Source organism: Kitasatospora sp. NPDC127060 (assembly GCF_042724935.1).
Classification (GTDB): Bacteria; Actinomycetota; Actinomycetes; order Streptomycetales; family Streptomycetaceae; genus Kitasatospora.
In genome coordinates this window covers 1-21,247 of sequence record NZ_JBHXEG010000118.1, presented here as the reverse complement: position 1 = coordinate 21,247, position 21,247 = coordinate 1, and the positions used below count along the sequence as shown (strand labels likewise).

The following is a 21,247-nucleotide window of genomic DNA, read 5'->3' as shown; positions in this document are numbered from 1 at the left end:
GCACCCCCCCCCCCCCCCGGGCAAATGCGCCCCCACCTCCATAGTACCCCCTCGGGGGTGCGGCGCCCGGGTCCGCCCCACCCCCGAGCCGGAGTCCCCTACTCTCACCTTGAAGCGCTCCTGCCGACACTCGGCTCGGAACTCGACGCGCGACACCGTTCGACCATCCGCGACAGCGCCTGACGGGCCCAATGCTGACTCAATACTGAGTTTGCTGACGATCCATCAGGGACGACCGGGGCCCCCACGGCGCCCGGGAGGTCATCGCCGGGTGCCACCGCGAGAACCGCCGGATTCCCGGGATGGCCCCCTCGCCGGCTGTCGAAGGACGGTCACCACCGGGGCCGCGCGGCCCGGAGAAGACAGCAACCATGCCGTCCGTCGCCCTCGCCGACGATCTTGCTTCAAGCCAGTTATTAGACCCGGGCCCTGCGGAACGCTCCCAGCCCCCTCTGCCGGAAAGAGCCCGCCGACCCGCCCCACCCCGGCACTAGGAAGTCCTGGGGTTCATTGGCTCTGTTGGCTGCGGTGGGCGGCGACGCGTACCCGGGTGCCGCAGCGGGTTGAGCAGTAGCGCTGCGGTGAGCGGCGTCCGGTGTCGATGAAGTAGCGGTGGCAGCCGGGTGCTGCACAGCGGCCCCAGGCGCAGTAGCCGCGTTCGCTGAGCCAGAGCGCAAGGGCGAGGGCGGCGGTGGACAACAGCCAGTGAGTCGACTGCGCGTCCGGGGAGGGTCGGGCGTGCAGCGACCAGGGGCGGTGCGGGAGCCGGACCAGCCGGGGTTGGGCGGGGTACTGGTCGAGCAGGGCGTTGATGGTGTCGGCGGCCTGGTCTGCGTCCTTGGTCTCCAGGATGGCTGCAATGATCGCGACGGCTTCGCGTATTTCCTGGATCGGAGTTTCGGTGAGCGGGACCGCGGGGCCGCCGTGCTGTTCCACCAGGTTCGTGAGGGCGGCCGCGGTGAGCCCGGTTCCGTCTTGGCCGGTGTTGACCAGGTCAACCAGGAAGTACAGGCCGCGCGGATTGTCGTCGCCGAAGCCCTGTTGCATGCGTGCCTCCCGCTGCGCGTCGAGTTCGACCTCATGGTAACGTCTAAATTGATTTTATTCGTTACATTGGGTGGTGTCGGCCCGTGGAAGGAGGTCGCCATGGCTGCGTCGCAGACGTCGGTGCTGGTCGTCGGGGGCGGGCCGGTCGGCTTGACGCTGTCCGCCCTGCTATCCCGGTACGGGGTGGACCACATGCTGGTTGAGACGCGCCGCACGACCTCGAGCCACCCCAAGGCCCGGGGCATCTCGGCCCGCTCGATGGAGATCTTCCGGCGCATCGGCCTGGAGGAGCAGGTTCGAGGGGCGGGCCTGCCGGCGGAGCAGGTCTACTTCTATCGTGGCCGCGACCTGGTCGATCCCGAGTTCGTCCGTACCGGTCTCGCTCGGCAACCCGACAACGACGACAGTGGTGAGCACACGCCGTCGCCAGGGCTCATCTGCTCCCAGGACGTGCTGGAGCCCGTGCTGCTGCGGCACGCCGTCGAGCTGGCCGGCCCGCGTGTCCGGTTCGGGACCCGCCTGGTCTCCTTCACGGACGACGGACAGGGCGTGCTGGCCGTCGTCGAGGACACAGCCATCGGCTCCCGGCGTCAGGTGCGGGCGGATTGGCTCGTCGGCTGCGACGGCGCGACAAGCACCTTGCGCAACGAGGCGGGGATCGCGATGGAGGGCCCCACCGGCTTGGGGCGCTACCTGAGCATCCGCTACGAGGCACCACTCGGCCAGGTCGTGGCCGACCGTGCCAGCGCCTCGTACTTCCTCACGACCCCCGGCCGCGGCGGGTTCATGGCCGTCGACAACGACCGCCACTGGATCTACCAGTACCCGCTCACCCCGGACGCCCCCGAACTGGACCCGTCCGACCACGGGCACCTGGCCGGGCTCATCAGAACAGCCACCGGAATTCCCGACCTGGACGTGACGGTCCGCGACACGATGACCTGGCGGATGGACGCCCAACTCGCCAACGCCTACCGCCGCTCACGCGTGCTGCTTGCGGGCGACGCCGCCCACACCATCCCGCCCACCGGCGGGCACGGCATGAACACCGGCATCGGCGACGCGGACAACCTCGCTTGGAAACTCGCGGCCGTCACAACCGGATACGCGGGCGACGCCCTGCTGGACAGCTACGAAGCCGAACGCCGTCCCATCGCCCGCCAGGTCATCGGCATCTCCACCGCCAACGCCCAGAGCCGGGCCGGCTACCGGATCGACGACGAACTCCTCCTGACTGCAACCTACCAATCGACTGCGGTCATCCCCGACCCCGACAGTGCGCCCAAGCAGACCGGACTCAGCCCGGACGGTTACCGCCCGGGCTGCCATCCGGGACAGCGCGCACCCCACGTCCGCCTCACCGGCGGCGATGTAGGTGCGACATCAACCCTCGACCTCGTCGGCCCCGGCTTCACCCTGCTCACCGCGACCGATAACCCGGCCTGGCGAAGGCGGGCCGAGACTGTGCAGCAGACCGGAATCCCACTGGTGTTCCAGGCCGTGAGCACCGTCGGCAGCCGGGAGGCCACGGGGCTTTGGGAACGTCTGGTCGGCACCGGCGGCGCCCCGGGCGCCGTCCTGGTACGCCCGGACGGGCACGTGGCCTGGCGTGGCACCGACCCGGAAGTAGACCTCCAGGCTGTCCTGCAGCGCATCCTCACCTCCTGACGCCGGGGGCTGCTGCTACGGGCCTCCTTCCCCGGAAGTTGTGCGCAGGCTCGGGCTGTACGCGGGTGGGGGTATGTGGAGCTGCTCGGTGGTGCAGTCGCCGAACCGGAGCACGTTTTCACGCCGGTACGGGTTGAGCACCCCGAGGTCGTTCGCGTGCAGGGGCCAGCCCTCGCGGGCCATCCCGGACAACGTACGAGTCATGTCGATGGTCGTGGAGAAGACCACGCTGGAGGCGAGGAGGTCGAGGAACTTGACCGCCTTGTCCTGCAGTTCCGGGTCGCGGCTGGCGAGCCAGCCGGCGTTGCCGAAGTGGAGCCACTTGGTGAACCCGTTGTAGGCCTCGGCTTTGTTCGTCGCCTTCTGGATCTGCTCCCGCAGCGCCGGGTCCGACAGGTACCGAAACAGGACGGCGGTGCGTACAGCGCGGCCGACCTCGCGGCAGGCCTGGTAGACCTGGTTCTTCCGGGACCGGTTGTTCAGGCGCCGAAGCAGCGTGACCGGGAGACGGTGCCCTGCTGCACGGAGAGAGCGGCCTGCATGAGGTCGGGCCAGTGACGGCGGATCAGCTCCCAGTCGATCGCGGTGCGCGGGTCGGTGGAGAACAGCTGGTCGATGTGCCGGTAGCGCACAGCCGGGGCGGGGCGGTGGAAGCTGAGGTCGTGGAAGTTGCGGATCCTGGGCAGCAGGTCGATCCCCAGGACGAACGCGAGCCCGAAGACCGGGAACGACTGGCCCTGTGTATCGGCATGGACCTGCTCTGGACGTGCTGCTGACTGGTTCTGCAGCAGGGAGTCAATCAGGTAGACGGCCTCCCAGACACCGCAGGGTACGAAGCGGGAGAAGAGCGCGACGCAGGTGTCGGCGACCAGGTGGTGGGCGATACCGCCGTAGCCTCCGTACCTGATCGAGGTCTCGGCCAGGAGGTTGTCGACGGCGGCGTCCATCATCGTGCCGTCCACCGCGGCCACCGATCCGTCGCCCCAGGCCCGCACCAGGTCCAGGTCGAGGTGGGCATCGACTACATCGGCGCTGGCGCGGGCCAGGTTCTTCGCGGTGCGGTGCCGTTTCGCGATCGCTGCCAGCTCGTGGGCGGTGACCGTGTTCATGTGGCAGGCGCCTGAGTGGCGCCGAGGCCGGAGCCGTAGGTGAACGCGGTGACCACATACCGCGCGAGCGGGTCCTTCTCGGGTCCGCCCCGGACAACGGCCCGAGGCGGTTCCACCAGCCGGTCCAGTGCGCCGCCCGCGCCAGGTGGTCAAGGATTCCCCGCGTCGGCAGCCTGCGGTCGAGCTCCGCCTCCAGCGCCGTGGCGAAGGCAGTGCGCTCGCGGCCCTGGCGCTGTTTGAGGGACGGCACCCCGGAGACCGGGTCGATCGTCAGGTCCGCATTGTCCGGATACCCGGCGTCCACGCGGCGTCGACCGCTGGGAGAACGTCCGTGACTCCCTCAGCACCGGCACCATCAACGACATCAGCAAGCGGATCGTCGGTGCCACAGGGCCTGGACCGCGACGAGCAGGACCGCCCTTTCACCGCGCACGGCTGGCGTGCCTCCGGCTCTGGTGCCGCCCGCGACGCCGGCGCCAGCGAAGAGAGCGCCCCCTACACGGCCGCTGGTCCCCCGGCCAGCCGCGCGGCCAAGGGGTACCACCGCGACCGCGGCGAACTCGCCGACCACCCCATGGCCAAAGTCGCCGCACAGCAGATGCACCAGACCCAGGAGGCCCACCCAGGCCGCGGCCCTGCTGATGCGCCGGACAGGCCATCCCCTGTCGCCTGACGCCATCGAAGCCCCTAGCGTCAGGAACCGTGAAGCATTGGACGTTCTGGCGCCCCGAAGCACCCCATATAGAGGCCCCCAAGGTCACTGACTCCGAACCCTGTCCGGGCACCGGCCTCGACCTCGACCTCGTCAAGATCGCCTACACCGCAGCAGCAGATCGGTTGTCAGAGCAACGGGACCGACTCGAAGGGCTCCGCACCCGGGCGGCGGGGCTGTTGAGCGTCGCCGCCCTGATCATCAGCTTCGCCGCCGGAATCGGCCTGCTCGACCCGAGCACCAGCAGCAGCTATGGCCTGCCCGCCTGGTGCCTCTGGCCTCTCTTCGGGGCGATGCTGTTCACCGGTACCTCCGCTTTCTGCGTCCTCCTGCCCACGAGAGATGGCGCATGGACGCACGGACCAGACGTGAGCACGCTCCTCAAGTCGGGTCAGGGCGATGCGGCGAAGGCCCTCTGTGAACAGACCAAGCAGATGATCGCGGCGTCAGAACCGCAGAAATACAACTCCAACCACCTGCAGTTCTGCCGGCAGTGGTACTGCAGAGGTGTGGGGGGCCTGGCCACCCTGGTCCTTCTGCTCGTGGCCGGCGTCACCTACCAACACATCCAGCATCCCGCCCCCTCACAGTTCGAGCCGAAGCTGGTATCCGACAGAGCGTGACGGCCCCGGCGCTGCCGCGCGTAAGCGTTCAGCCGTGCTCGAGAATGCGCTCTCCCGACAGGGTCCCCGCCCAGCACCGCCGCCGAGCCCGTGACACCCCTTGCATCTCCGCACGCCCCGCCCGGCACCGTTCCGGGCCGGGAGTCGGCGTTCCCGACCATCGTCACCTACCCGACGACTCCAGCGAGGCGCAGTCGGCAGCGGGGTGCGTCTCATCACTGAAGGCGTCGATCACCATATCGGGAGCTGAGGAACATACTGATGGCATCGCGTATTGGGTCGTCGTGAGTTGCCCAGGCGGGCGGTGCGGGAACGAGGACTCTGCAGTCCCAGGTAGTCGGAGACGACTCAGCCGCGCAGATGGGCCAGAAGTCTGTCGCTCGCCGGGTAAGGGCGTTCTACGGGGAGGAGTTGGTGGGCGGCGTCCAGAGCTCCGTCCCTGACGTGGGCATGGATCGTATGCGCGAGCGTGGTGACGTCGCTGATCGAGACGATCCACTCCTCCGCGTAGCGCTCGGCGGCTTCGCCGGCGAGGCCGAGTTGCAGAGAGCGGTGAGCAAGCGGCTGTAGGTGCAGGTCGCGTTCGGGGTCCCATTGCACTCGGGCCGGGGCTCGCTTGAGCTGGCGTTTCCAGGTGGCACGGTCGGGATGCAGCCCGTGCTCGTAGTGGGCCAGGCAGGCGTTCTCCAAGGCCCATTCGAAGCCCTCTCGGGTGATTTCGAGCGCGAGGACGGTCTCCTGGCCTTCCTTGGCAGCCCATCCGCAGCGATACATCATCCAAAGGAACGACGACTTGATCCACGTCATTCGGTCCCGCTGCCAGGTCGCGGGAAAGCGGCCGTCGAGTGCGGCGGGCAGGCCGATCTCCGGTGCGTATGCCTGGTAGACCGTCACGGTGGCGGCCGTATGGAGGGCGCGGATCTGATGCTTGGGTTCTGGCACGGTGACCAGAGTCGATGTTGGGTGCGCTTCGCGCCATCGAATTACCAGGTGGGATGAGAATGGTCGAGCGCTGAGTGAGGTCAGGCTTTTCGGGCTTGGCGTCGGTGGGAGACATAGGTGGCCCAGGTAGCGCCGGCCTGGATGGCGTGGTCTTCGGTGCACTCGGAGGTGTAGCCCAGGGCCTGGGCGGCGACGGCGGGTGCGACTCACCCTCGAAATCGTCAGACGCAGCGACCACGCGTCCGGCTTCGTGGTGCTGCCCACGCGCTGGGTGGTGGAGTGCACGCTGAGCTGGCTGATGTGCTCGCGGCGCCTGGTCCGCGACTACGAGACGCTGCCCGCCTGCATGAGCAGCCTCGCTGGAACTGAGTTGTCGAACTTCATTCAGGGCGAGCGCGTCCTCCATGGCGACTACTACGTCCTGCAGATCACGGCCTGACCGCCCTTCGCCACGCTGACCCCTGAGGCCGTCCAACCCGGAGGGTCTCAGGGGCCAGACCGTCCCGATCACACCGGAGCTGCACATGAGCTACTGGAACTGGCTCACGAACAATGCCCTTCACTACCATCTGCTGTTTATCGAGGGCCTCACTGCGGAGCAGGCCGCTAGCGTCTTTGGAGAGGACTGCACACAGCTTGCCGCCATGGACCGCCAGGCCGCGACACATCTTGCTCTCACCCAGAGGGAACTGGCGCCGCTGCGCTTCGCGACCGTCGGCTCGTGGCTGATCTGCCTGGAGGGGCACAGTCAACTCGGCTCCGACCTCGGCCTGCTGCACCGAATCTCCCACGGACACGAGGTGATCGCCGTCTCCAGCAACGCCAACGCTTTCGGGAGCTTCACCTACCTCGCTGACGGCAGCACCGTGGTGCAGTTCGAAGAAGTCGCACCACACCGACGATCCGGCGGTGACCCCGACCGGCTGTTGGCCGCCATGCACGAGATCGGGACGCTCGACCCCGCCGCCGGACACGACACTAGCCCGCGAGAGGCTGCGCTTGAACTGGCGTCCCGTCTGTCCGGTGTTCGCCTGGACGAACAGACAGCCACTCAGGAGCTCCCGACCGCGGTGTGCCGCCGCCTGCCTGTCGTGCCGCCCACTCAGCCGTCCTTGAGCACCCGTGAGGGTCTGGGGCGCCCTCTCGGTACTCTCGTCCCCGCGTCCGTGCCCGTGCCCGTGCCCGTGCCCGTGCCCGTGCCGCAGAGCGTCGGGCGCGTCCTCAGCTCCGATTCCGAACCTGAGCGTTAGCCTCCGCCTTTCAGTTGGGTTCGACTGAACTGAGTTGATCACGCTGGTGCGGTGTTGCTGGCTGTGTGGGGTCGCGGGGCACGCCGAGGGCCCGGCGCGGTGGCCGGTGTCTCCAAGGTCTGGGCTTTACCCCGGTTTGTGGACACTCCGGCGGCGTCGGAGAGGAAGACGTGCAGCGGGGCCGGCTGTTCGGGCTGGTCGGTCACCGGTCGCCGCCGGCGGCGCGTAGTCGGGCGAAGGCGTCGGCGGCCGGGGTCCAGTGCTGACCGCTGATCGGCGTGGCGAGGGAGTCCATGGCCTCGGTGCTGGTGCGCAGTCAGGCGATGGCGGTAGGTGGCGGCGACCTCGGCGACGGCGGCGAAGTCGCCGATCGGGGAGGAGTCGAGGGCGGCGGCCAGGGCCTGCTCGAACTGCTCGCGGTCGCCGGGCAGGCCGTAGTGGGACAGGGCGGTGCGCAGCTCGTGCAGGGTGGCCGGCCGGGCCGGGGCCGGGCTCTCGTGGTCGGGCTGGGTGGTCACCTGGTCCTCCTCGGTGGAGGCCGCCGGGACGCGGGCCCAGGTTCGACGGTAGCGGTCGGCGGGTGGGTGGTGGAGCGGTCCTTGTCACGCGGCTCCGCTGAGGTCATCGGCGGGCGGGCCGGGCGCAGCGGGATCGCCCTGGTTCGGGTGGCTCGGACGATGGCGAGAGCGTCCTGGTGGCGCTCGCGCTGCTGCTGGGCACGGGTTTCGGCGGCGGTGCTCGCCCCTACGACCCGGTCCTCTCCGATACCGCGAGCCCGATCAAGGAGAAGGCCAGCGGCCGATTCATCTGTTCAGGCCAGCTGCTTGATGACGGCCCGTCCGGCGCGCAGTAGCGCCTCGTCGTAGTCGATGGCGTCGAAGATGCCGCAGCTGCGGCGGGTGAGGGCGAGTTCGGCGCGGACCCGGGGCAGGGTGGGTGTGGCGGCGGGGCCCATCCGCTGCAGGCACTCCAGCGTGTTCAGGACAACGCCCGTTGCTGGGACGGCAGTTGAGAGGGATCGACCACTCTACCGACGGACGGTCAACATCGAGGACCTGGACCCGGTCGGCCGCCGATGCCCGGTGAAGTCCAAGGGAGCCCAGCCGAAGGTCCGCCGGCGCGGCGCGACCCGTGCCGACTACGGGTCAACCGACCCAATGTGGCCGGTCGATCAGACAGAATGTCGGTTTGACCGGCCGTTTTGGTGTTGGTGAACGCTGCCCCTCACTGGTCCGTGAGGAGCGATCCAACCCGTAGCCATCGCAATCGCGCGCGCCGTCACTGGGCGCCGAAGGATCCGGTAGACGCCCTCCCGGTGGCAGCCCGGCAACACCTCCTGGACTACGGCCGTGCTCCGATTGCGGCGGAGCCGGCCCCAGCCGACAGGCTGGCCATGTCCCGGGAACGTCCCCAAGGCGTCCCGGAACCCCCGTCGGCCAGAAAGGCCGTCATGTCACGGTCTGCTCCACCTCCGCCTGCACCGTAGGTCGCCCCGGCTCGCTCCGGACGACGGTAGGCGAGAGCCGGACGGAGTAACGGGGGCTGGGCTCAGCGACCGGGTAACGGCCGTATGACGGGATTTCCAAGGGCGGTAAAAATCTTCACTGGGAAAGGGTGTGCTTTTCGGACATTCCTTACCCGATCAACCACATCTGAGAAGGCGTCACGCCGACGGAAATTGCGGACCGCTCCACCCGTCGAGTAGATGTTCCCCTCGGCATGCCCGTCCTGGCAGATCCGTCCCGGCATGCCCGTCACGACCCCAGGGGGACCTTCCACATGCGCAACTCGCGCAGACGCGCGCTCTACGCGCCCTTCACCATCGCCGCCGTCGTCCTCGGGGCGACCGCCGTCCCGGCGCACGCGGACGACCTGAAGCTCACCTTCTCCGGATTCTCGAACTCCACCGTCCAGATCCCGACCAAGCCTGCGCAGCCGGGTCGGGGCAGTGAGAACCTGCACATCGAGATCGGCCGGATCGGCTCGGGCACCGCGCACGACGTGAAGGTCGTGTTCGACACCACCGATCTGGCCGGCGTCGCGGACCTGACCGTTCCCGGTTGCGCGACCGCGGGCAAGACCATCACCTGCGACCAGCGCGAGCTGAACTTCGACCGGATCAACCTCCTCTACAACCCGTGGCTCAGTGCTGTCCAAGGGGCGACCCCGGGCAGCCACGGAGTGCTGCACCTGAAGCTGACGGCGTCCAACGCGCAGAGCGCGAGCCGGGACGTCCGGGTCGACGTCGGCGGGCCGGACTTCAAGGCCAAGCCCCTCGCCGACCAGAACAACGTCAAGCCCGGCACCGTACTGACGCCGTCGGTGGAGTTCGCCAACGTCGGTGACCTGCCGGCCGGCAAGGTCGTGGTGGCCGTCGACGCCATCTCCGGCATCGACTTCAAGCAGCGCCCGTCGAACTGCGAGTTCGCCTCCGAGCCGGAGGGCGGCTGGGGCGACAAGACCTGGCCCGGTGACTCCGTCGCGATCTGCACCGTGGACACCACGGTCGCGCCCGGTCAGGTGGTCGCCCTGGACACGCTGCAGCTCGGCATCACCGAGAGCGCCTGGTACACCTTCGCGGACATCACGGTGTCCCCGACCGAGGACGCCCAGTTCTCCGAGATCTCGGACTGGCGCAAGCGGCTCACCTTCCAGCACGGCACCGGCCCGGCCCTGACCGTGAAGCCGGCCAACGACCCCGGCCTGCTCAGCGCCCCCCGCACGAGCTACGACAACCGCGTCGAGCAGAACGTGCTGGCCACGAACACCGCCGACTTCTCCGCGCTGGGCTCCTGGAAGCCCAACGGCGACAAGCAGGGCACGCTGTCGGTCGGCTTCCGCAACAGCGGCCCGGCCTCGATCTTCTACCGCAGCGGCGACGCGGTCGTGACCGTCCAGGCCGCGATCCCCGCCGGCGTCACCGTGACCAAGGTGCCGGACGGCTGCCGACCCAAGACCTGGGAGAACGGCAAGCAGGTCGCCCACCCGGACAAGTACCTGTGCGAGTCCCCGATCTGGGTGGCGAGCGGGCTGGAGAAGGTGTTCCCGTTCGGGCTGTCGCTCGATGCCGGCACCACGGCGCCGACCGTCCAGGTGACGCTCCAGGACCAGGACAGCCTGTACGGCACCGGCGCCACGATCGCCAAGCTGTCCTTCGAACCGGACCCGTCGCACGAGTCGGTCTCGGTCCAGCTGGGCACCAAGGCGAGCGGCTCGATCCCCGGCCCCGTCCCGACCTCGGAGCCCTCGCAGGGCCCGACGCCGAGCAGCCGCCCGACCTCCGCGCCGCCGATCGCTCGGCCGACCGCCACGCCCTCGACGCCGGGCCAGGCCCCGAGCACGACGGCCTCGGCCGCGGGCACCGCCTCCCCCAGCGCCCACGCGCCGAGCGGAGACCTCGCCCACACCGGTAGCGACGGCACGCTCCTGATCGCGGGCACCGGCGCGGCGGCCATCGCCGTCGGCGGCGCGCTGTTCGTGGTCGCACGCCGCCGCAAGGCCGCGACCCACCGCTGAGACCCGACGAGGGCGGGGACCGAGTACCGGTCCCCGCCCTCATGCGCGTTCGGCGCCGCCCGGACAGCTTCACCGGCGGCCCGAAGGGTCACAGCCAGTGCCCTCCCGCCGGGCAGGACCGCGCGGGAAATGATCTCCGAAGTCGCGGGAACGATCACCTCGCGGAACGGATGTCACTGCAGGTCAACGGATTGTGTCGGTGGGCCACCACGTGCTGGAGACGGTGTTCTGGGACGTCGGCACCGCCCGTCTGCTGCCCCGCCTACTCAGGGGCCGCACCCGAGGCCCGGTGTTCGTCACCCACCGCCGTCCCGGCCCCAGCAAGGTGCTCTCCGCCCGGGACCTCTGCCCGGACACCGGCCTGGCCCGCCTCTCCTCCGGCCAGGCCCGCGCACTGCTCGACCAGCACACTGCCCTCGCCGGGCCGGGCACCGGCTGGGACCTGCACGAGTACCGCCGCTCCTCCCTGACCCACCTCGGCGAAGCCGGGGCCAGCGAGCTGATGCTGATGGCCAAGTCCCGGCACAAGAAGGTCGCGAACGTCCGCCGATACTTCAAGCCCTCCGCCGAGGCCATCGCCGAGGTGACCACCCTGCTCGCACCCGGCGACAGCCGGCGCTGAACTGGCCCGGTGTGCGGCCTGTCGGGTCTGGGCAGGTTAGGCAGATGCGAGGAGCTGACTCTGCGCTGCGGGCTCATCTGGGGGGCTGATGCACGAGATCGGTCTGTACTACCCGTACTTCCATGTACGTGACGACGCGTGGCTGAAGCTGGCTGCGTTGTACCTGCCGCAGGTCGCCCGCATCCGCCCGCCGGATTACCCCGTCCATGACTCGCCAACTGCTGCGACCCTGCGCGATGGTCTGGACTTTCTCCTAGACGTCGATCCCGGGCCGCAAGCAAGAACAGTCGCAAGGGAGTTCGAGGCGCTGCTGGACCGCGAGGAACGTAGGATGCGCCGGCGGTACCAGCTTCCTGAGGATCTTCGGGACCGTGGGTTCGGAGAGGAGATAGACAACCCGCGCTACCAGGACGAGAGGCGCTTCGCCTGGATCCACAGATCACAGCTTGGTATGGAGCACCCCAGTTTTCGGAACGGGATCATCGGGCGACTGATCGAACTCGGACTGGCCACGGATACACGGTTTGACCCTCTGACAGGTACTAGGGACGACGGCCAGTGGGTGGGTATGCATCCCCGCCTCGTCGCGACCTACTCATGCGCCTTGGCGGCCCGGATCGCCGAGGCCAACGCGCTGACTCCCGTCACGGACGACCCCAGGTTGTTTGTCGCACCCCACTACGCGACGGTCGACGAGTGGGGAGCGGAACTCCTGGAGGGAGTACGCCCGACCCCTGGTCCCGCTGGCAGTCCGGCAGCCAGCCTCTACGCCTGTGTGACGCTTCAGGCAGTACTCCCGGACGACATCAGCAACGTGCCGGCCGAAGACATCGTCCGCGCTCGACAAGCCCTGACTGACGAGTTCGACGCGTTCCGCGCGCACCTGGAAGCACTGGGTGAAGAATTCGCCAGCCTCGGTGGCATCGAAGACCCGAGGATCTTGCGGGCGCGAGTGCAAGCCATGGTTGACCGCGACCTAACGGGGCCCATGCGGGAACTCGAACGCGGCCTACGAGCACTGCGCATGGCCCCCATCCGCTCTGTGTTCGGCCTGAAGTCACTGGAACTGCCCGCCGTCGCGGCCCTATCCGCACACGCACTGAGCATCTCCCCCGTCGTGGGGGCAAGCAGCATGATCGCCGTTCAACTGCTGGCCTCCACTAGGACCACGCGACAGGCCGCAATCACAGAACGGACCAGCGCCGCTGGCTACCTGTTGTGCCTCCGGGGAGAGCTTGATCCGGTGGGCGCTGGTGCCCGCGCCCGGCGAGCACTGGTCCGCGGAGTTCGGCGTTGGTCACCCTGGTGATCCCGTGCAGAACCGCGTGGACCAGTCCGTGAAGCCATCATCGCCGCGCCCGGAGAGTCGTCTTCCAGACTGAGGAGGGCGAGACACTCACCACTCACCGGCGGTGCACGGGTCGCGCAGGGGCCTCAGACCTCCGGGCAGCTCCGGCAGCTGGAAGGAGTACCGGCCCAGCATGTTGACATGGTGGCACACGAACGGCGAGAGACGGGCGACGTCCTCGTCCCGGAGGTCGAAGCCGTCGGCCCGCAGGCGCGCCAGGGCGGCGTCCATGTAGCGGCCGCCAGCTCGTCGCGGGTCGCCACCGCCTCGATCTCCTCCCACATCGCCGCTAGGTTGGCCACCTTCGGCTCGGTGACCTCCCCGATGTCGGTGTCGACCTCAGCAGCACTTTCGGCCGGTGGAGTCGGGTGGTGATCGGACAGTCAAGGGCAGGGGCCGAACGGGTTCGGCGCGGAGCTCACTCGGGGCCGGGCCGGCTGGGGTGGCCACCTGGGTGAGGAGCTCGAAGAGGCGGTCGAGGGCGCTCTGCCCGTCGTCGACGGCGGCGCGTTCCTCTTCGGTGAGCGGAATGCTTACGAGCATGCGCTGCAAGTTGGCCTTGGCTTCGACGAGTTGGGCTTTCGTCGAAGCCTTGGGGGTGTAGAAGTCGCAGCGGGCGCAGGCCATGCGGTGCCGGCACTGTTCGAGGAACGAGTAGGAGCTCAGCCCGTGGCCGGGATCGTAGTACTGCCATGGTTCACCGGTGGCCGCGGCCCCGGAGGCGACGGCGTCGCGGTCGACGAGGACCTCGATGGTGCGGACGTTGCGGGCGGAGTATCCGCCGGCGGAGCTTGGCCTGGCGGACCAGAGCGGTCAGCGGGGTGTCGGCGGGCAGGTCGGAGAGCCGGAACCGCACCGGCTCCGGCTCCTTCGCGGGCCACTCCGCCAGCAGCCGGCACTCGGGCAGTTCCACGCCGTCGGTCGCGTCGCGGATCTCGCGGCCGGCGGGGCGGATCCGCAGGGCGACGAAACGCTGGCAGTTGAGGCGGCCGGGCTCTCTAGGCCGTTGCCCGCCGGACACGGTAGTTCCAGCGGGCGAGTGACCTGACGACGGCTTCGGCACCGATGGGGTTGGCGCTGTGGACGAAGACGGCTCCGATCTGAAAGGGCTGTCCGTTGAAGGCGGCTTCTTCCATGAGGGTCACCACCGGCATGATGGTGTCGTCGCCGCCGAGATCGTGGTCGAGCCACAGCTCGTCGATGAAGCCGTTGCGGTGCTCTTCCAGAAGCTGGATACCTTCACGGCTGGTGCGGGCGATCCGCGTGGCCTGGGGAAGGGGGCGGAGGTCGTCTATGCCGAGGACGACGGGCATCGGCGAGGTGGGGGCTTCTTTCACTGGGTGATTGTCACAGGAGGCGGGCGGGATGACCACGGAGTATTGAGGCTCTGCGGTGCACGCGGTGTCCGCGTACTCGTGGAAGTGGAAGTACCCCGGCAGTTGGCCAGGCCGTGCTTCACGTGGCCGCGCTCCGCTCTAGCGGGAGACCTCAACGGACCGGGCGGGCCCCACGGGGCATCACGCCCCTGGCGCTCGAACGGCCCGGCGGCAATCCCTGGCTCCCACCAGCCGCTGGCAAGGGATCAGGGCATCACCGGCCCCACCCCGCAGGCTCGTGTGGATCTCCCGCGCGCTTCCCGGCTGCGACGCGCTTTGGGAGCAAGGTGGCTTCGGTGGCGCCGGCGCCGTAGAACACGCCGACGTGCAGGCTGACCGCCTCCAGACCCTCGGCGGTGAAGGCCGGTTCCCCCTTGGCGCGCATCGCGCCGACGTGCCGCTCCAGCTACGGGCTCCGCCGGACGGCCCGAACGCGGCGCCGTCCTCGGTGGACGGGCGGGCGACGTGGTCGCCGCCGCCTCCGGGTCGGGCGTTCGTGGTCAGCGGGGCCGCGGGGCGAGTTCGAGGGCGGTGAGCCAGCGGTCGAGTGCGTCGACGGCGTCCTCGTCGACCGCGCCGCCGATCCATGCCTGCGCCCGTTCCCAGGCGGGCTGGGCGTCCGCCAGCGCCTGGAGGCCGGCGTCGGTCACGACGACACGGGTCGTTCGCCCGGTCGCCGAGGTCTCTGCGGCACGGACGTATCCGAGTTGGGCGAGCAGGTCAAGGTTCCGGCTGATCGTGGAGCGTTCGATGCCGAGCCAGCCGGCGATCTCCGACGGGCGGACGGGCTCGCCGCAGGCGGCCATCTCGGAGAGCACTTCGACCTGCGGCAGGGTGAGTCCCGACTCCCGCAACTCCGCCTCGAAGCGCCGCGAGACGAGCCGGTGCAACCTCGCGATGCGCCTGCCGAGACACCGGTCCGCCATCCACACGGCTTGCCGCTTCGCTTCTTCCGACCCATGGTGTTGCATATGCACCTCCTCGTGTAGTGTAGCCGACGAGCTAGATGTTGCAGGTACACCACATGGAGGAATCGTGTCCCACTTCGACGAGTTCTTGAAGCGCAACCAGGTTTTCGCGGCGAACGTCGACCTCGCCCGGTTGGCGATGCCGGAATCGATGCCGGAGCGGCTGCCGCTGGTGCTGGTCTGTGCCGATCCGCGAGTCGAGCCGGCGGGCTTCCTCGGGATCGGCACCGGGGACGCGGGGGTGCTGCGGAACACGGGCGGACGGGTGGACGGCCGGGTGATCGAGGACATCGCGTATCTGGCGGTGCGGCTCGGGGTCAGGATGGACGTCGCGATCGTGCATCACACGCAGTGCGGCACCGGCCTGCTCGCCGACCCGGCGTTCCGCCGCTCCTTCGCGGATCGCATCGGAGGCGACGACGCCGTGCTCGCCGAGCGCGCGGTCACGGACCCGGCCGCGACGGTGCGGCGCGACGTCGAGAAGCTCCTCGCCGACCCGCTGATGACCGACGAGGTCCTCGCGTCCGTGTCGGGATACGTGCTGCGGCTGGAGACCGGGCTCGTCGAGACCATCGTCGAACACGTCGTCGAGACCGCCGCCGAGCCCGTCGCGCCGGCCAGCAGGTAGCCGAGCGGGAGGCGAGCTCCTACGGGTCAGTCGAGCACCGTCGCCGCCTGCCAGGCGCCCGGGCGCAGGCCCGTCGCGTTCAGGAAGAAGAGCGAGAAGTTCGACGGGTCCGGGAACCCGAGTTCGCTCGCACACCGCGCCGCGGTGACGCGTTCGTGGGCCAGCAGGCGCTTCGCCTCGAGCACGATCCGTTCCACGATGTACGCCTTCGCGGTGAGCCCGGTGACCTGCTGCACTGCCCGGGTCAGGGTGCGCGGGGCGAACCCGAGCGCGGCCGCGTAGTAACCGGCGTCGTGGTGCGTCCGGAAATGCTCCTCGACGCTCGATCGGAACAGTTGGAACGTCGGGTTCGCCGAGCGAGCCTCGCGATGCGGGGGCTCGACGCGGGTGATCAGCGCGGACAGCAGGATCGCGGGCAGCTCCGTCGACGGGTCCCCGGCCAGGGCGGCCGCCTCCAGGACAAGGTGCCTGCGCGCCGCGTCGGCGAACGGCCAGGCCTCGGCCGGCACCAGCCACCGGGCGACGAGATCGGGAGAGGCGACCAGCTCGCGAGTGCGGTGCGTTACCGGCGCGGTCGGGACGAAGAGCACCAGGTGTCCCGCGACGCGGGTGATGTCGTCCCAGCGGTGCACTGCGCCCGGCGGGATCCACACCGCGGTCCGCGCCGAGAGCCGGTGGGAGACGAAGTCGACCGTGACCTCGCCGTCCCCTTCGTCGACGAGAGCGAGGACGTGGAAGTCGGCTCGCTGCGTGCCGCGGTCGTTGATGTCCCGGAGCCAATGGAACGTCATCACCTCCACTGACGAGGCCCCGTGGTCGACGGGCTGATAGGTCATGTGCCGGATCGTTGCCACGAGTCCAGTTTTCACCATCGGCCGTCCAGTCGTGCCGATGTCCCGTTCCGCACTCGGCGGTCCAATGGAACCAAGGCAGAACCAGCCGCAGGACGAGACCGAAGGATCCCCTCATGACCAGCACGCAGCACCTTTCCCTGCCCGCGTACGACCATCACAGGGGCACGGGCCCGACCCTGGTCTTCCTGCACTACTGGGGCGGGTCCGCCCGCACCTGGGACCTGGTCGTGGACCGTCTGCCGGGCCGCGACACGCTCGCGGTCGACTTCCGCGGGTGGAGCCGTTCGAACACGCTCCCCGGGCCCTACACCCTCCGCCAACTCGCCGATGACACCGTCGCCGTCCTCGCCGACGCCGGAATCGACGACTACGTCCTGGTCGGGCACTCCATGGGCGGCAAGGTGGCGCAACTCGTCGCCGCGACCCGACCCGCCCGCCTGCGGGGGGGTGGTCCTCGTCGGATCCGGACCGGCCAGGCCGGCCGCGGAGATCACCGCCGAGTACCGCGAGTTCCTCTCCCACGCCTACGACACCGAAGAGTCCGTCGCCGGCGCGAGGGACACCGTCCTGACCGCCACCGACCTGCCGGCGCGAGTCAAGACTCAGATCGGCGCGGACTCCCGGGCCGGCGCCGAGGCGGCGCGCACGGAATGGCCGCTGCACGGCATCGCCGAGGACATCACCGAACACGCCCGCATGATCAGCGTCCCCGTCCTCGTCGTCGCCGGCGAGTACGACCGCGTCGAACCCGCCGACGTGCTGCGCCGCAACCTCCTTCCCTACCTCTCCGGAGCGCAGTTCGCGGTGATCGCGAACACCGGGCACCTCATCCCGCTCGAAGCCCCCGACGAACTCGTCGACGCGATCACCGTGTTCGCACCGGCCTCCTGACCCGCGACCCGCCCCGAAACGGTTCCGCAGCAAAGAAGTCGCACACCGCACCAGTCCCAGCCGCACCGATGGCAACCGGACATCCCCGGCAGGGCGGTGCCGTACGCAGCACCTCCCCGCGGACAGCACTTCCTCCGCCGAGTACGGCTCCCGCCCGTCCGGGAGGGCTCCGGCCGTGGCCTGGGTGGGGCCCCGGGCGGCGAGGATGCGGGCCATCCGGTCGAGCGCCGAGGGGCCGCCACGGTCAGGCCGGTGCGGCGAGCCGCAGTTCGACGTCGGCCACGCCGGGCACGGAGCGCACCAGGCGCTCCAACAGGGGCGCGGAGACGGTGTCCGGGAGTTCGCCGGTCAGGGTGATCCGGCCGTTCTCGGAGCGGACGTCGGTGTCCACTGCGGCGCTCGGGCCGAGGGTGGCGGCCAGTTCGAAGCGGACCCGGTCGGCAAGTTCGCGGTCGTCGCCGAGGTAGACCTTCAACAGGTCGCCCCGGCTGACGATGCCGACCAGGTAGTCCTCCTCGTCGACCACCGGGAGCCGCTTGAGGTGGCCGCGGGCCATCGCCCGGGCGGCCTCGTTGAGCGGGCTGCCGGGGTGCACGGTGACCGCCGGGACGGACATCATCCGCCCGGCCGTCAGCGCGTCGGCGCGCTCGCCGTCGCGGTCCCGGGCGGTGAGCAGGTCGGCCTCGGAGACCACCCCGATCACCCGGCCGTCGCCGGTCAGCACGGGGAGGGCGCTGACCTGCCAGCGCTGCAGGGTCTCCGCGATCTCGCGGAAGTCCGCGTCGCGGCCCACAGCCACCACGGCATGGGTCATGACGTCGGCGACGGTGCTCGGTGCGCTGCTCATCGTGGCCTCCTACGACGTCGCGCGGTAGGCGCGGGGGTGTTCCAGAGCCCGGTCGGTGTCGTCCTCGGTCCAGTCGAGGGCGGTGTGGACGGCGACCACGCCGTCCACGGCGCGGCAGAGCTGTTCGGTGATCGGGACGAGGCTGCGCCGGGGCAACCGCCCCTTCAGCGTGACCACGCCCTCGTGCACGGCGACCTGGACGTCACCGGGGGCGAGCCAGAGGGTCTGACCGAGCACGTCGTGGTTGATCTCGTCCCGGATGGCCGCGTCGTGCCGCAGGAAGACCTGCAGCAGGTCCCGGCGGCTGACGATGCCGACCACCCGGCCGACCTCGTCCACCACGGGAAGCCGCTTGACCCTGTGCTTGCCCATGGCGCGAGCGGCCTCGGGCACCGACCAGCCCGGGCGGGCGGTGACGGCAGGGCTGGTCATCAGCCCGCCGGCGGTCTCGGCCTCGGCCCGGGCACGTTCCCCGGCGTCCAGCCAACGGCCCGGGAAGCGGCCCTCCGGGTCCGGCAGCACGGCCGCCTTCCGGAGCAGGTCGGCCTCGGACACCATGCCGAGCGGGCGCCCCTGGTCGTCGACCACCGGGATCGCGGTGATGTCGTTGCGGTGGAACAGCGCCGCAACCTCCTTGAACGGCGTGTCGGGCCGGGCGGTGACGACCTCACGGGTCATCACGTCGTTGACGCTGCGGTGCTGCATCGTCCTCACTCCTCCTCGGGTGGTCCCGCCCTCACTCTCCGCCCGCCGGACGCCGACGGACAGGGCCGGACGGTCCCCGCCGACAGGGCCGGACCGGCCCAGGACAGCGCGGTCGGTCGGCAGGACGATGGGAGGGACCTCGCACACCGCTGGAGGCGGCCATGACGACGGACCCCACGACGAGCGGCACCACCGACGCCGGCGCATCCCGACCGCAACCGCGACCAGGCCTGCTGACCTTCCTGGGCGGCGTGGGCACCGTCACCGGCAGCAAGTTCCTGGTCGAGACCGACCACGCCCGTCTGATGATCGACTGCGGCCTGTTCCAGGGCCTCGCCGAACTGCGCCGCCGCAACCGCCGCCCACTGCCACTCGACCCCGCCGACATCCAGGCCGTCGTGCTCACCCACGCCCACCTGGACCACTGCGGCTACCTGCCCCGGCTCGTGCGCGACGGCTTCCGCGGGCCGGTGCTCACCACCCCCGACACCGCCCGGATCGCCGAGCTGATCCTGCGCGACAGCGCCCACCTGCAACGGGAGGAGGCGGACCACGCCAACGAGCACGGCTGGTCCAAACACCGCCCCGCCCAGCCGCTCTACGACGAGAAGGACGTCGAGAACGCGCTGCGGATGTTCGACCCCGTCCCGCTGGACACCGACATCGAGATCACCGCCGGCATCCTGCTCCGGCTGCACCGCGCCGGGCACATCCTCGGCTCCGCCTGGGCCCACCTCACCCTGGAGGACGGCCACACCCTGGCCGCCAGCGGCGACCTCGGCCGCCCCGTCCACCCCCTGCTGCGCCCGCCCGAGCCGTTCACCGGCGCCGACGTGCTCCTCATGGAGTCCACGTACGGCAACCGCCACCATGAGGAGACCGCCGCCCGCGAGTGGTTCACCCGGGCACTGGAGCGGACCATCGCCCGCGGCGGCACCGTCGTCATCCCGTCCTTCGCCGTGGACCGCACCGAGGTCGTGCTGCACCAGCTCACCGAACTGCGCAAGGCGGACCGACTGCCGGCCGGCGTGCCCGTGTACGTGGACAGCCCGATGGCGCTGGCCACCCTGCAGATCTACCGGGCGGCCTTCGCCGCCGGATCCGGCCAGCTCCGCCCGGACGTCCTCGCCCAGGGCCCGACCACCCTCGATCCCGAGCCGTTCACCCTGATCCACTCGCTCCAGGAGTCGCTCGCCCTCGACCGCGCCCACGGCCCCGCCGTCATCGTCTCCGCCTCCGGCATGGCCACCGGCGGCCGCGTCGTCCACCACCTCGCCCGCCTGCTGCCCGACGCCCGCAACACCGTCATCGTGGTCGGCTACGCCGCCGAGGGCACCCGCGCCCGGAACCTGGTGGACGGCGCTCGCACGCTCAAGATGTACGGCAGCTACGTGCCGGTGCGCGCCGAGGTGGTCAACGTCCCCGCCTTCTCCGCACACGCCGACGCCGCCGAGATCATCGAGTGGCTGCGCCCCGCCCCGCCGCCGAGTGCGGTGTACCTCGTCCACGGCGAGCCGGAGGGCTCGGAGGCGCTGCGTGACCGGATCGACCGCGAGCTCGGCTGGACGGCCGTGGTCCCGCGCTCGGGCGAGCGGGTGCTCGTACGGTGAGGTCGTGCCGATCGCGTCGGTCGGACGCCTCATCGGCTCCGGCCGGAGCCGAACAGCCAGAGCCGAACAGCCAGAGCCGAACAGCCAGAGCCGAACAGCCAGGGCCGAACAGTCCGGGGCCGAACGGTCCTTGGCCTGCGGCAGCAGCGAACTCGTCGAGTGCCTCCTGATGCTTCGACGCCTCCGGTGGTTCCGTCTCGGGGGACCAGGATGCCCAGGACGTCCTCGCCCGGGCCATGGCCGGATTGTGGTCCCGGCCGGTGGCCCGGCGGACGTGCCCGCGCGGGGAGGTGCGCGAGGCGGGGTGCCTGTGTGTCGCGGCTGCGGCGGACATGACGCGCCTCCTCGGTGCCGGGGGTCGCTTCTGCTCCCACCGATCAGTCTTCCGAGCCCACCGCGCTCCCCGAGGGCCGGACGGGCCCGGCAGCCGGGTCCTTCCGGCCCCTGCCAGGGCCCTCGTCCGGTGGTGCCATGGAGGTACGAACGGCCGGGGCAAGGCCCCGGCCCCGATCCCGGGAGGACGGTATGAAA

The 21,247-nt window shown here is 70.1% G+C and carries 16 protein-coding genes and 5 pseudogenes; 10 read left to right on the top strand and 11 right to left on the bottom strand.

The window, feature by feature from the left end; translation table 11 throughout:
- Positions 1 to 507: 507 nt before the first annotated feature.
- Positions 508 to 1,047, bottom strand: coding sequence for a CGNR zinc finger domain-containing protein (locus ACFWIS_RS37870; RefSeq protein WP_380462344.1), 540 nt, complete (start codon positions 1,045 to 1,047; stop codon positions 508 to 510).
- Positions 1,048 to 1,080: 33 nt separating this feature from the next.
- On the opposite strand from ACFWIS_RS37870, the gene ACFWIS_RS37865 reads away from it, so the two are divergent.
- Positions 1,081 to 2,715 carry an FAD-dependent monooxygenase gene (locus ACFWIS_RS37865; RefSeq protein WP_380524246.1) on the top strand — a complete coding sequence of 545 codons (1,635 nt, stop codon included), beginning with the start codon at positions 1,081 to 1,083 and terminating at the stop codon, positions 2,713 to 2,715.
- A 15-nt stretch (positions 2,716 to 2,730) separates the two neighbouring features.
- Here ACFWIS_RS37865 and ACFWIS_RS37860 read toward each other — a convergent pair.
- Positions 2,731 to 3,824 (bottom strand): annotated as a pseudogene (locus ACFWIS_RS37860) (Tn3 family transposase).
- 702 nt (positions 3,825 to 4,526) lie between these two features.
- Between ACFWIS_RS37860 and ACFWIS_RS37855 the strand changes: the two are divergent.
- Positions 4,527 to 5,159 carry a hypothetical protein gene (locus ACFWIS_RS37855; RefSeq protein WP_380462346.1) on the top strand — a complete coding sequence of 211 codons (633 nt, stop codon included), beginning with the start codon at positions 4,527 to 4,529 and terminating at the stop codon, positions 5,157 to 5,159.
- 348 nt (positions 5,160 to 5,507) lie between these two features.
- On the opposite strand, the gene ACFWIS_RS37850 is transcribed toward ACFWIS_RS37855, so the two are convergent.
- Positions 5,508 to 6,101: a DUF4291 domain-containing protein gene (locus tag ACFWIS_RS37850; RefSeq protein WP_380462347.1), complete on the bottom strand. Its 594-nt coding sequence runs from the start codon at positions 6,099 to 6,101 to the stop codon at positions 5,508 to 5,510.
- Positions 6,102 to 6,309: 208 nt separating this feature from the next.
- On the opposite strand from ACFWIS_RS37850, the pseudogene ACFWIS_RS37845 reads away from it, so the two are divergent.
- Together ACFWIS_RS37845 and ACFWIS_RS37840 are read left to right on the top strand one after the other, a co-directional pair.
- A pseudogene (locus ACFWIS_RS37845) lies at positions 6,310 to 6,540 on the top strand (hypothetical protein); the annotation flags it as partial.
- Between the two features lie 85 nt (positions 6,541 to 6,625).
- On the top strand, positions 6,626 to 7,351 hold the full coding sequence (locus tag ACFWIS_RS37840; protein ID WP_380462348.1) for a DUF6461 domain-containing protein: 726 nt from the start codon (positions 6,626 to 6,628) through the stop codon (positions 7,349 to 7,351).
- A gap of 38 nt (positions 7,352 to 7,389) precedes the next feature.
- Here ACFWIS_RS37840 and ACFWIS_RS37835 read toward each other — a convergent pair whose 3' ends face one another.
- The gene (locus ACFWIS_RS37835; protein WP_380462349.1) at positions 7,390 to 7,869 is read right to left on the bottom strand and encodes a hypothetical protein; all 480 of its coding nucleotides are present in this window, start codon (positions 7,867 to 7,869) and stop codon (positions 7,390 to 7,392) included.
- Between the two features lie 293 nt (positions 7,870 to 8,162).
- Positions 8,163 to 8,306, bottom strand: coding sequence for a hypothetical protein (locus ACFWIS_RS37830; protein ID WP_380462350.1), 144 nt, complete (start codon positions 8,304 to 8,306; stop codon positions 8,163 to 8,165).
- Between the two features lie 824 nt (positions 8,307 to 9,130).
- Between ACFWIS_RS37830 and ACFWIS_RS37825 the strand changes: the two genes are divergently transcribed.
- The 3 genes and pseudogenes from ACFWIS_RS37825 (at position 9,131) to ACFWIS_RS37815 (ending at position 12,798) form a co-directional block, all read left to right on the top strand.
- Entirely contained in the window at positions 9,131 to 10,867 is a 1,737-nt protein-coding gene (locus ACFWIS_RS37825) for an LPXTG cell wall anchor domain-containing protein (protein WP_380462351.1), read from the top strand.
- 211 nt (positions 10,868 to 11,078) lie between these two features.
- Positions 11,079 to 11,489, top strand: a pseudogene (locus ACFWIS_RS37820) (site-specific integrase); the annotation flags it as partial.
- 88 nt (positions 11,490 to 11,577) lie between these two features.
- Positions 11,578 to 12,798, top strand: coding sequence for a DUF6236 family protein (locus ACFWIS_RS37815; RefSeq protein WP_380462352.1), 1,221 nt, complete (start codon positions 11,578 to 11,580; stop codon positions 12,796 to 12,798).
- A gap of 87 nt (positions 12,799 to 12,885) precedes the next feature.
- Here the strand turns inward: ACFWIS_RS37815 and ACFWIS_RS37810 are convergent.
- The 3 genes and pseudogenes from ACFWIS_RS37810 to ACFWIS_RS37800 all read right to left on the bottom strand — a co-directional run.
- Positions 12,886 to 13,071, bottom strand: a pseudogene (locus tag ACFWIS_RS37810) (Tn3 family transposase); the annotation flags it as partial.
- Positions 13,072 to 13,835: 764 nt separating this feature from the next.
- Positions 13,836 to 14,174 (bottom strand): cyclic-phosphate processing receiver domain-containing protein, encoded by a 339-nt coding sequence (locus ACFWIS_RS37805; protein WP_380462353.1) that lies wholly within the window; start codon positions 14,172 to 14,174, stop codon positions 13,836 to 13,838.
- A gap of 539 nt (positions 14,175 to 14,713) precedes the next feature.
- Positions 14,714 to 15,103 (bottom strand): MarR family winged helix-turn-helix transcriptional regulator, encoded by a 390-nt coding sequence (locus tag ACFWIS_RS37800; protein WP_380462354.1) that lies wholly within the window; start codon positions 15,101 to 15,103, stop codon positions 14,714 to 14,716.
- Between the two features lie 145 nt (positions 15,104 to 15,248).
- On the opposite strand from ACFWIS_RS37800, the gene ACFWIS_RS37795 reads away from it, so the two are divergent.
- Positions 15,249 to 15,809, top strand: coding sequence for a carbonic anhydrase (locus tag ACFWIS_RS37795; protein WP_380462355.1), 561 nt, complete (start codon positions 15,249 to 15,251; stop codon positions 15,807 to 15,809).
- Between the two features lie 26 nt (positions 15,810 to 15,835).
- Here ACFWIS_RS37795 and ACFWIS_RS37790 read toward each other — a convergent pair whose 3' ends face one another.
- Positions 15,836 to 16,663 (bottom strand): helix-turn-helix domain-containing protein, encoded by an 828-nt coding sequence (locus ACFWIS_RS37790; protein ID WP_380462356.1) that lies wholly within the window; start codon positions 16,661 to 16,663, stop codon positions 15,836 to 15,838.
- 113 nt (positions 16,664 to 16,776) lie between these two features.
- Between ACFWIS_RS37790 and ACFWIS_RS37785 the strand changes: the two are divergent.
- Positions 16,777 to 17,554, top strand: a pseudogene (locus ACFWIS_RS37785) (alpha/beta fold hydrolase).
- 244 nt (positions 17,555 to 17,798) lie between these two features.
- On the opposite strand, the gene ACFWIS_RS37780 reads toward ACFWIS_RS37785, so the two are convergent.
- Together ACFWIS_RS37780 and ACFWIS_RS37775 are read right to left on the bottom strand one after the other, a co-directional pair.
- Positions 17,799 to 18,401 (bottom strand): CBS domain-containing protein, encoded by a 603-nt coding sequence (locus ACFWIS_RS37780; RefSeq protein ID WP_380462358.1) that lies wholly within the window; start codon positions 18,399 to 18,401, stop codon positions 17,799 to 17,801.
- A 9-nt stretch (positions 18,402 to 18,410) separates the two neighbouring features.
- Positions 18,411 to 19,106 carry a CBS domain-containing protein gene (locus ACFWIS_RS37775; protein WP_380462359.1) on the bottom strand — a complete coding sequence of 232 codons (696 nt, stop codon included), beginning with the start codon at positions 19,104 to 19,106 and terminating at the stop codon, positions 18,411 to 18,413.
- A 161-nt stretch (positions 19,107 to 19,267) separates the two neighbouring features.
- Between ACFWIS_RS37775 and ACFWIS_RS37770 the strand changes: the two genes are divergently transcribed.
- Positions 19,268 to 20,716 (top strand): MBL fold metallo-hydrolase RNA specificity domain-containing protein, encoded by a 1,449-nt coding sequence (locus tag ACFWIS_RS37770; RefSeq protein WP_380462360.1) that lies wholly within the window; start codon positions 19,268 to 19,270, stop codon positions 20,714 to 20,716.
- Positions 20,717 to 21,247: the final 531 nt, after the last annotated feature.

What these genes read in the sequence shown, in the direction of transcription:
- ACFWIS_RS37870 (WP_380462344.1), bottom strand. Translation starts at nt 1,047, where the DNA reads ATGCAACAGGGCTTCGGCGACGACAATCCGCGCGGCCTGTACTTCCTG.
- ACFWIS_RS37865 (WP_380524246.1), top strand. Translation starts at nt 1,081, where the DNA reads ATGGTAACGTCTAAATTGATTTTATTCGTTACATTGGGTGGTGTCGGC.
- ACFWIS_RS37840 (WP_380462348.1), top strand. Translation starts at nt 6,626, where the DNA reads ATGAGCTACTGGAACTGGCTCACGAACAATGCCCTTCACTACCATCTG.
- ACFWIS_RS37830 (WP_380462350.1), bottom strand. Translation starts at nt 8,306, where the DNA reads ATGGGCCCCGCCGCCACACCCACCCTGCCCCGGGTCCGCGCCGAACTC.
- ACFWIS_RS37825 (WP_380462351.1), top strand. Translation starts at nt 9,131, where the DNA reads ATGCGCAACTCGCGCAGACGCGCGCTCTACGCGCCCTTCACCATCGCC.
- ACFWIS_RS37815 (WP_380462352.1), top strand. Translation starts at nt 11,578, where the DNA reads ATGCACGAGATCGGTCTGTACTACCCGTACTTCCATGTACGTGACGAC.
- ACFWIS_RS37780 (WP_380462358.1), bottom strand. Translation starts at nt 18,401, where the DNA reads ATGAGCAGCGCACCGAGCACCGTCGCCGACGTCATGACCCATGCCGTG.
- ACFWIS_RS37775 (WP_380462359.1), bottom strand. Translation starts at nt 19,106, where the DNA reads ATGCAGCACCGCAGCGTCAACGACGTGATGACCCGTGAGGTCGTCACC.
- ACFWIS_RS37770 (WP_380462360.1), top strand. Translation starts at nt 19,268, where the DNA reads ATGACGACGGACCCCACGACGAGCGGCACCACCGACGCCGGCGCATCC.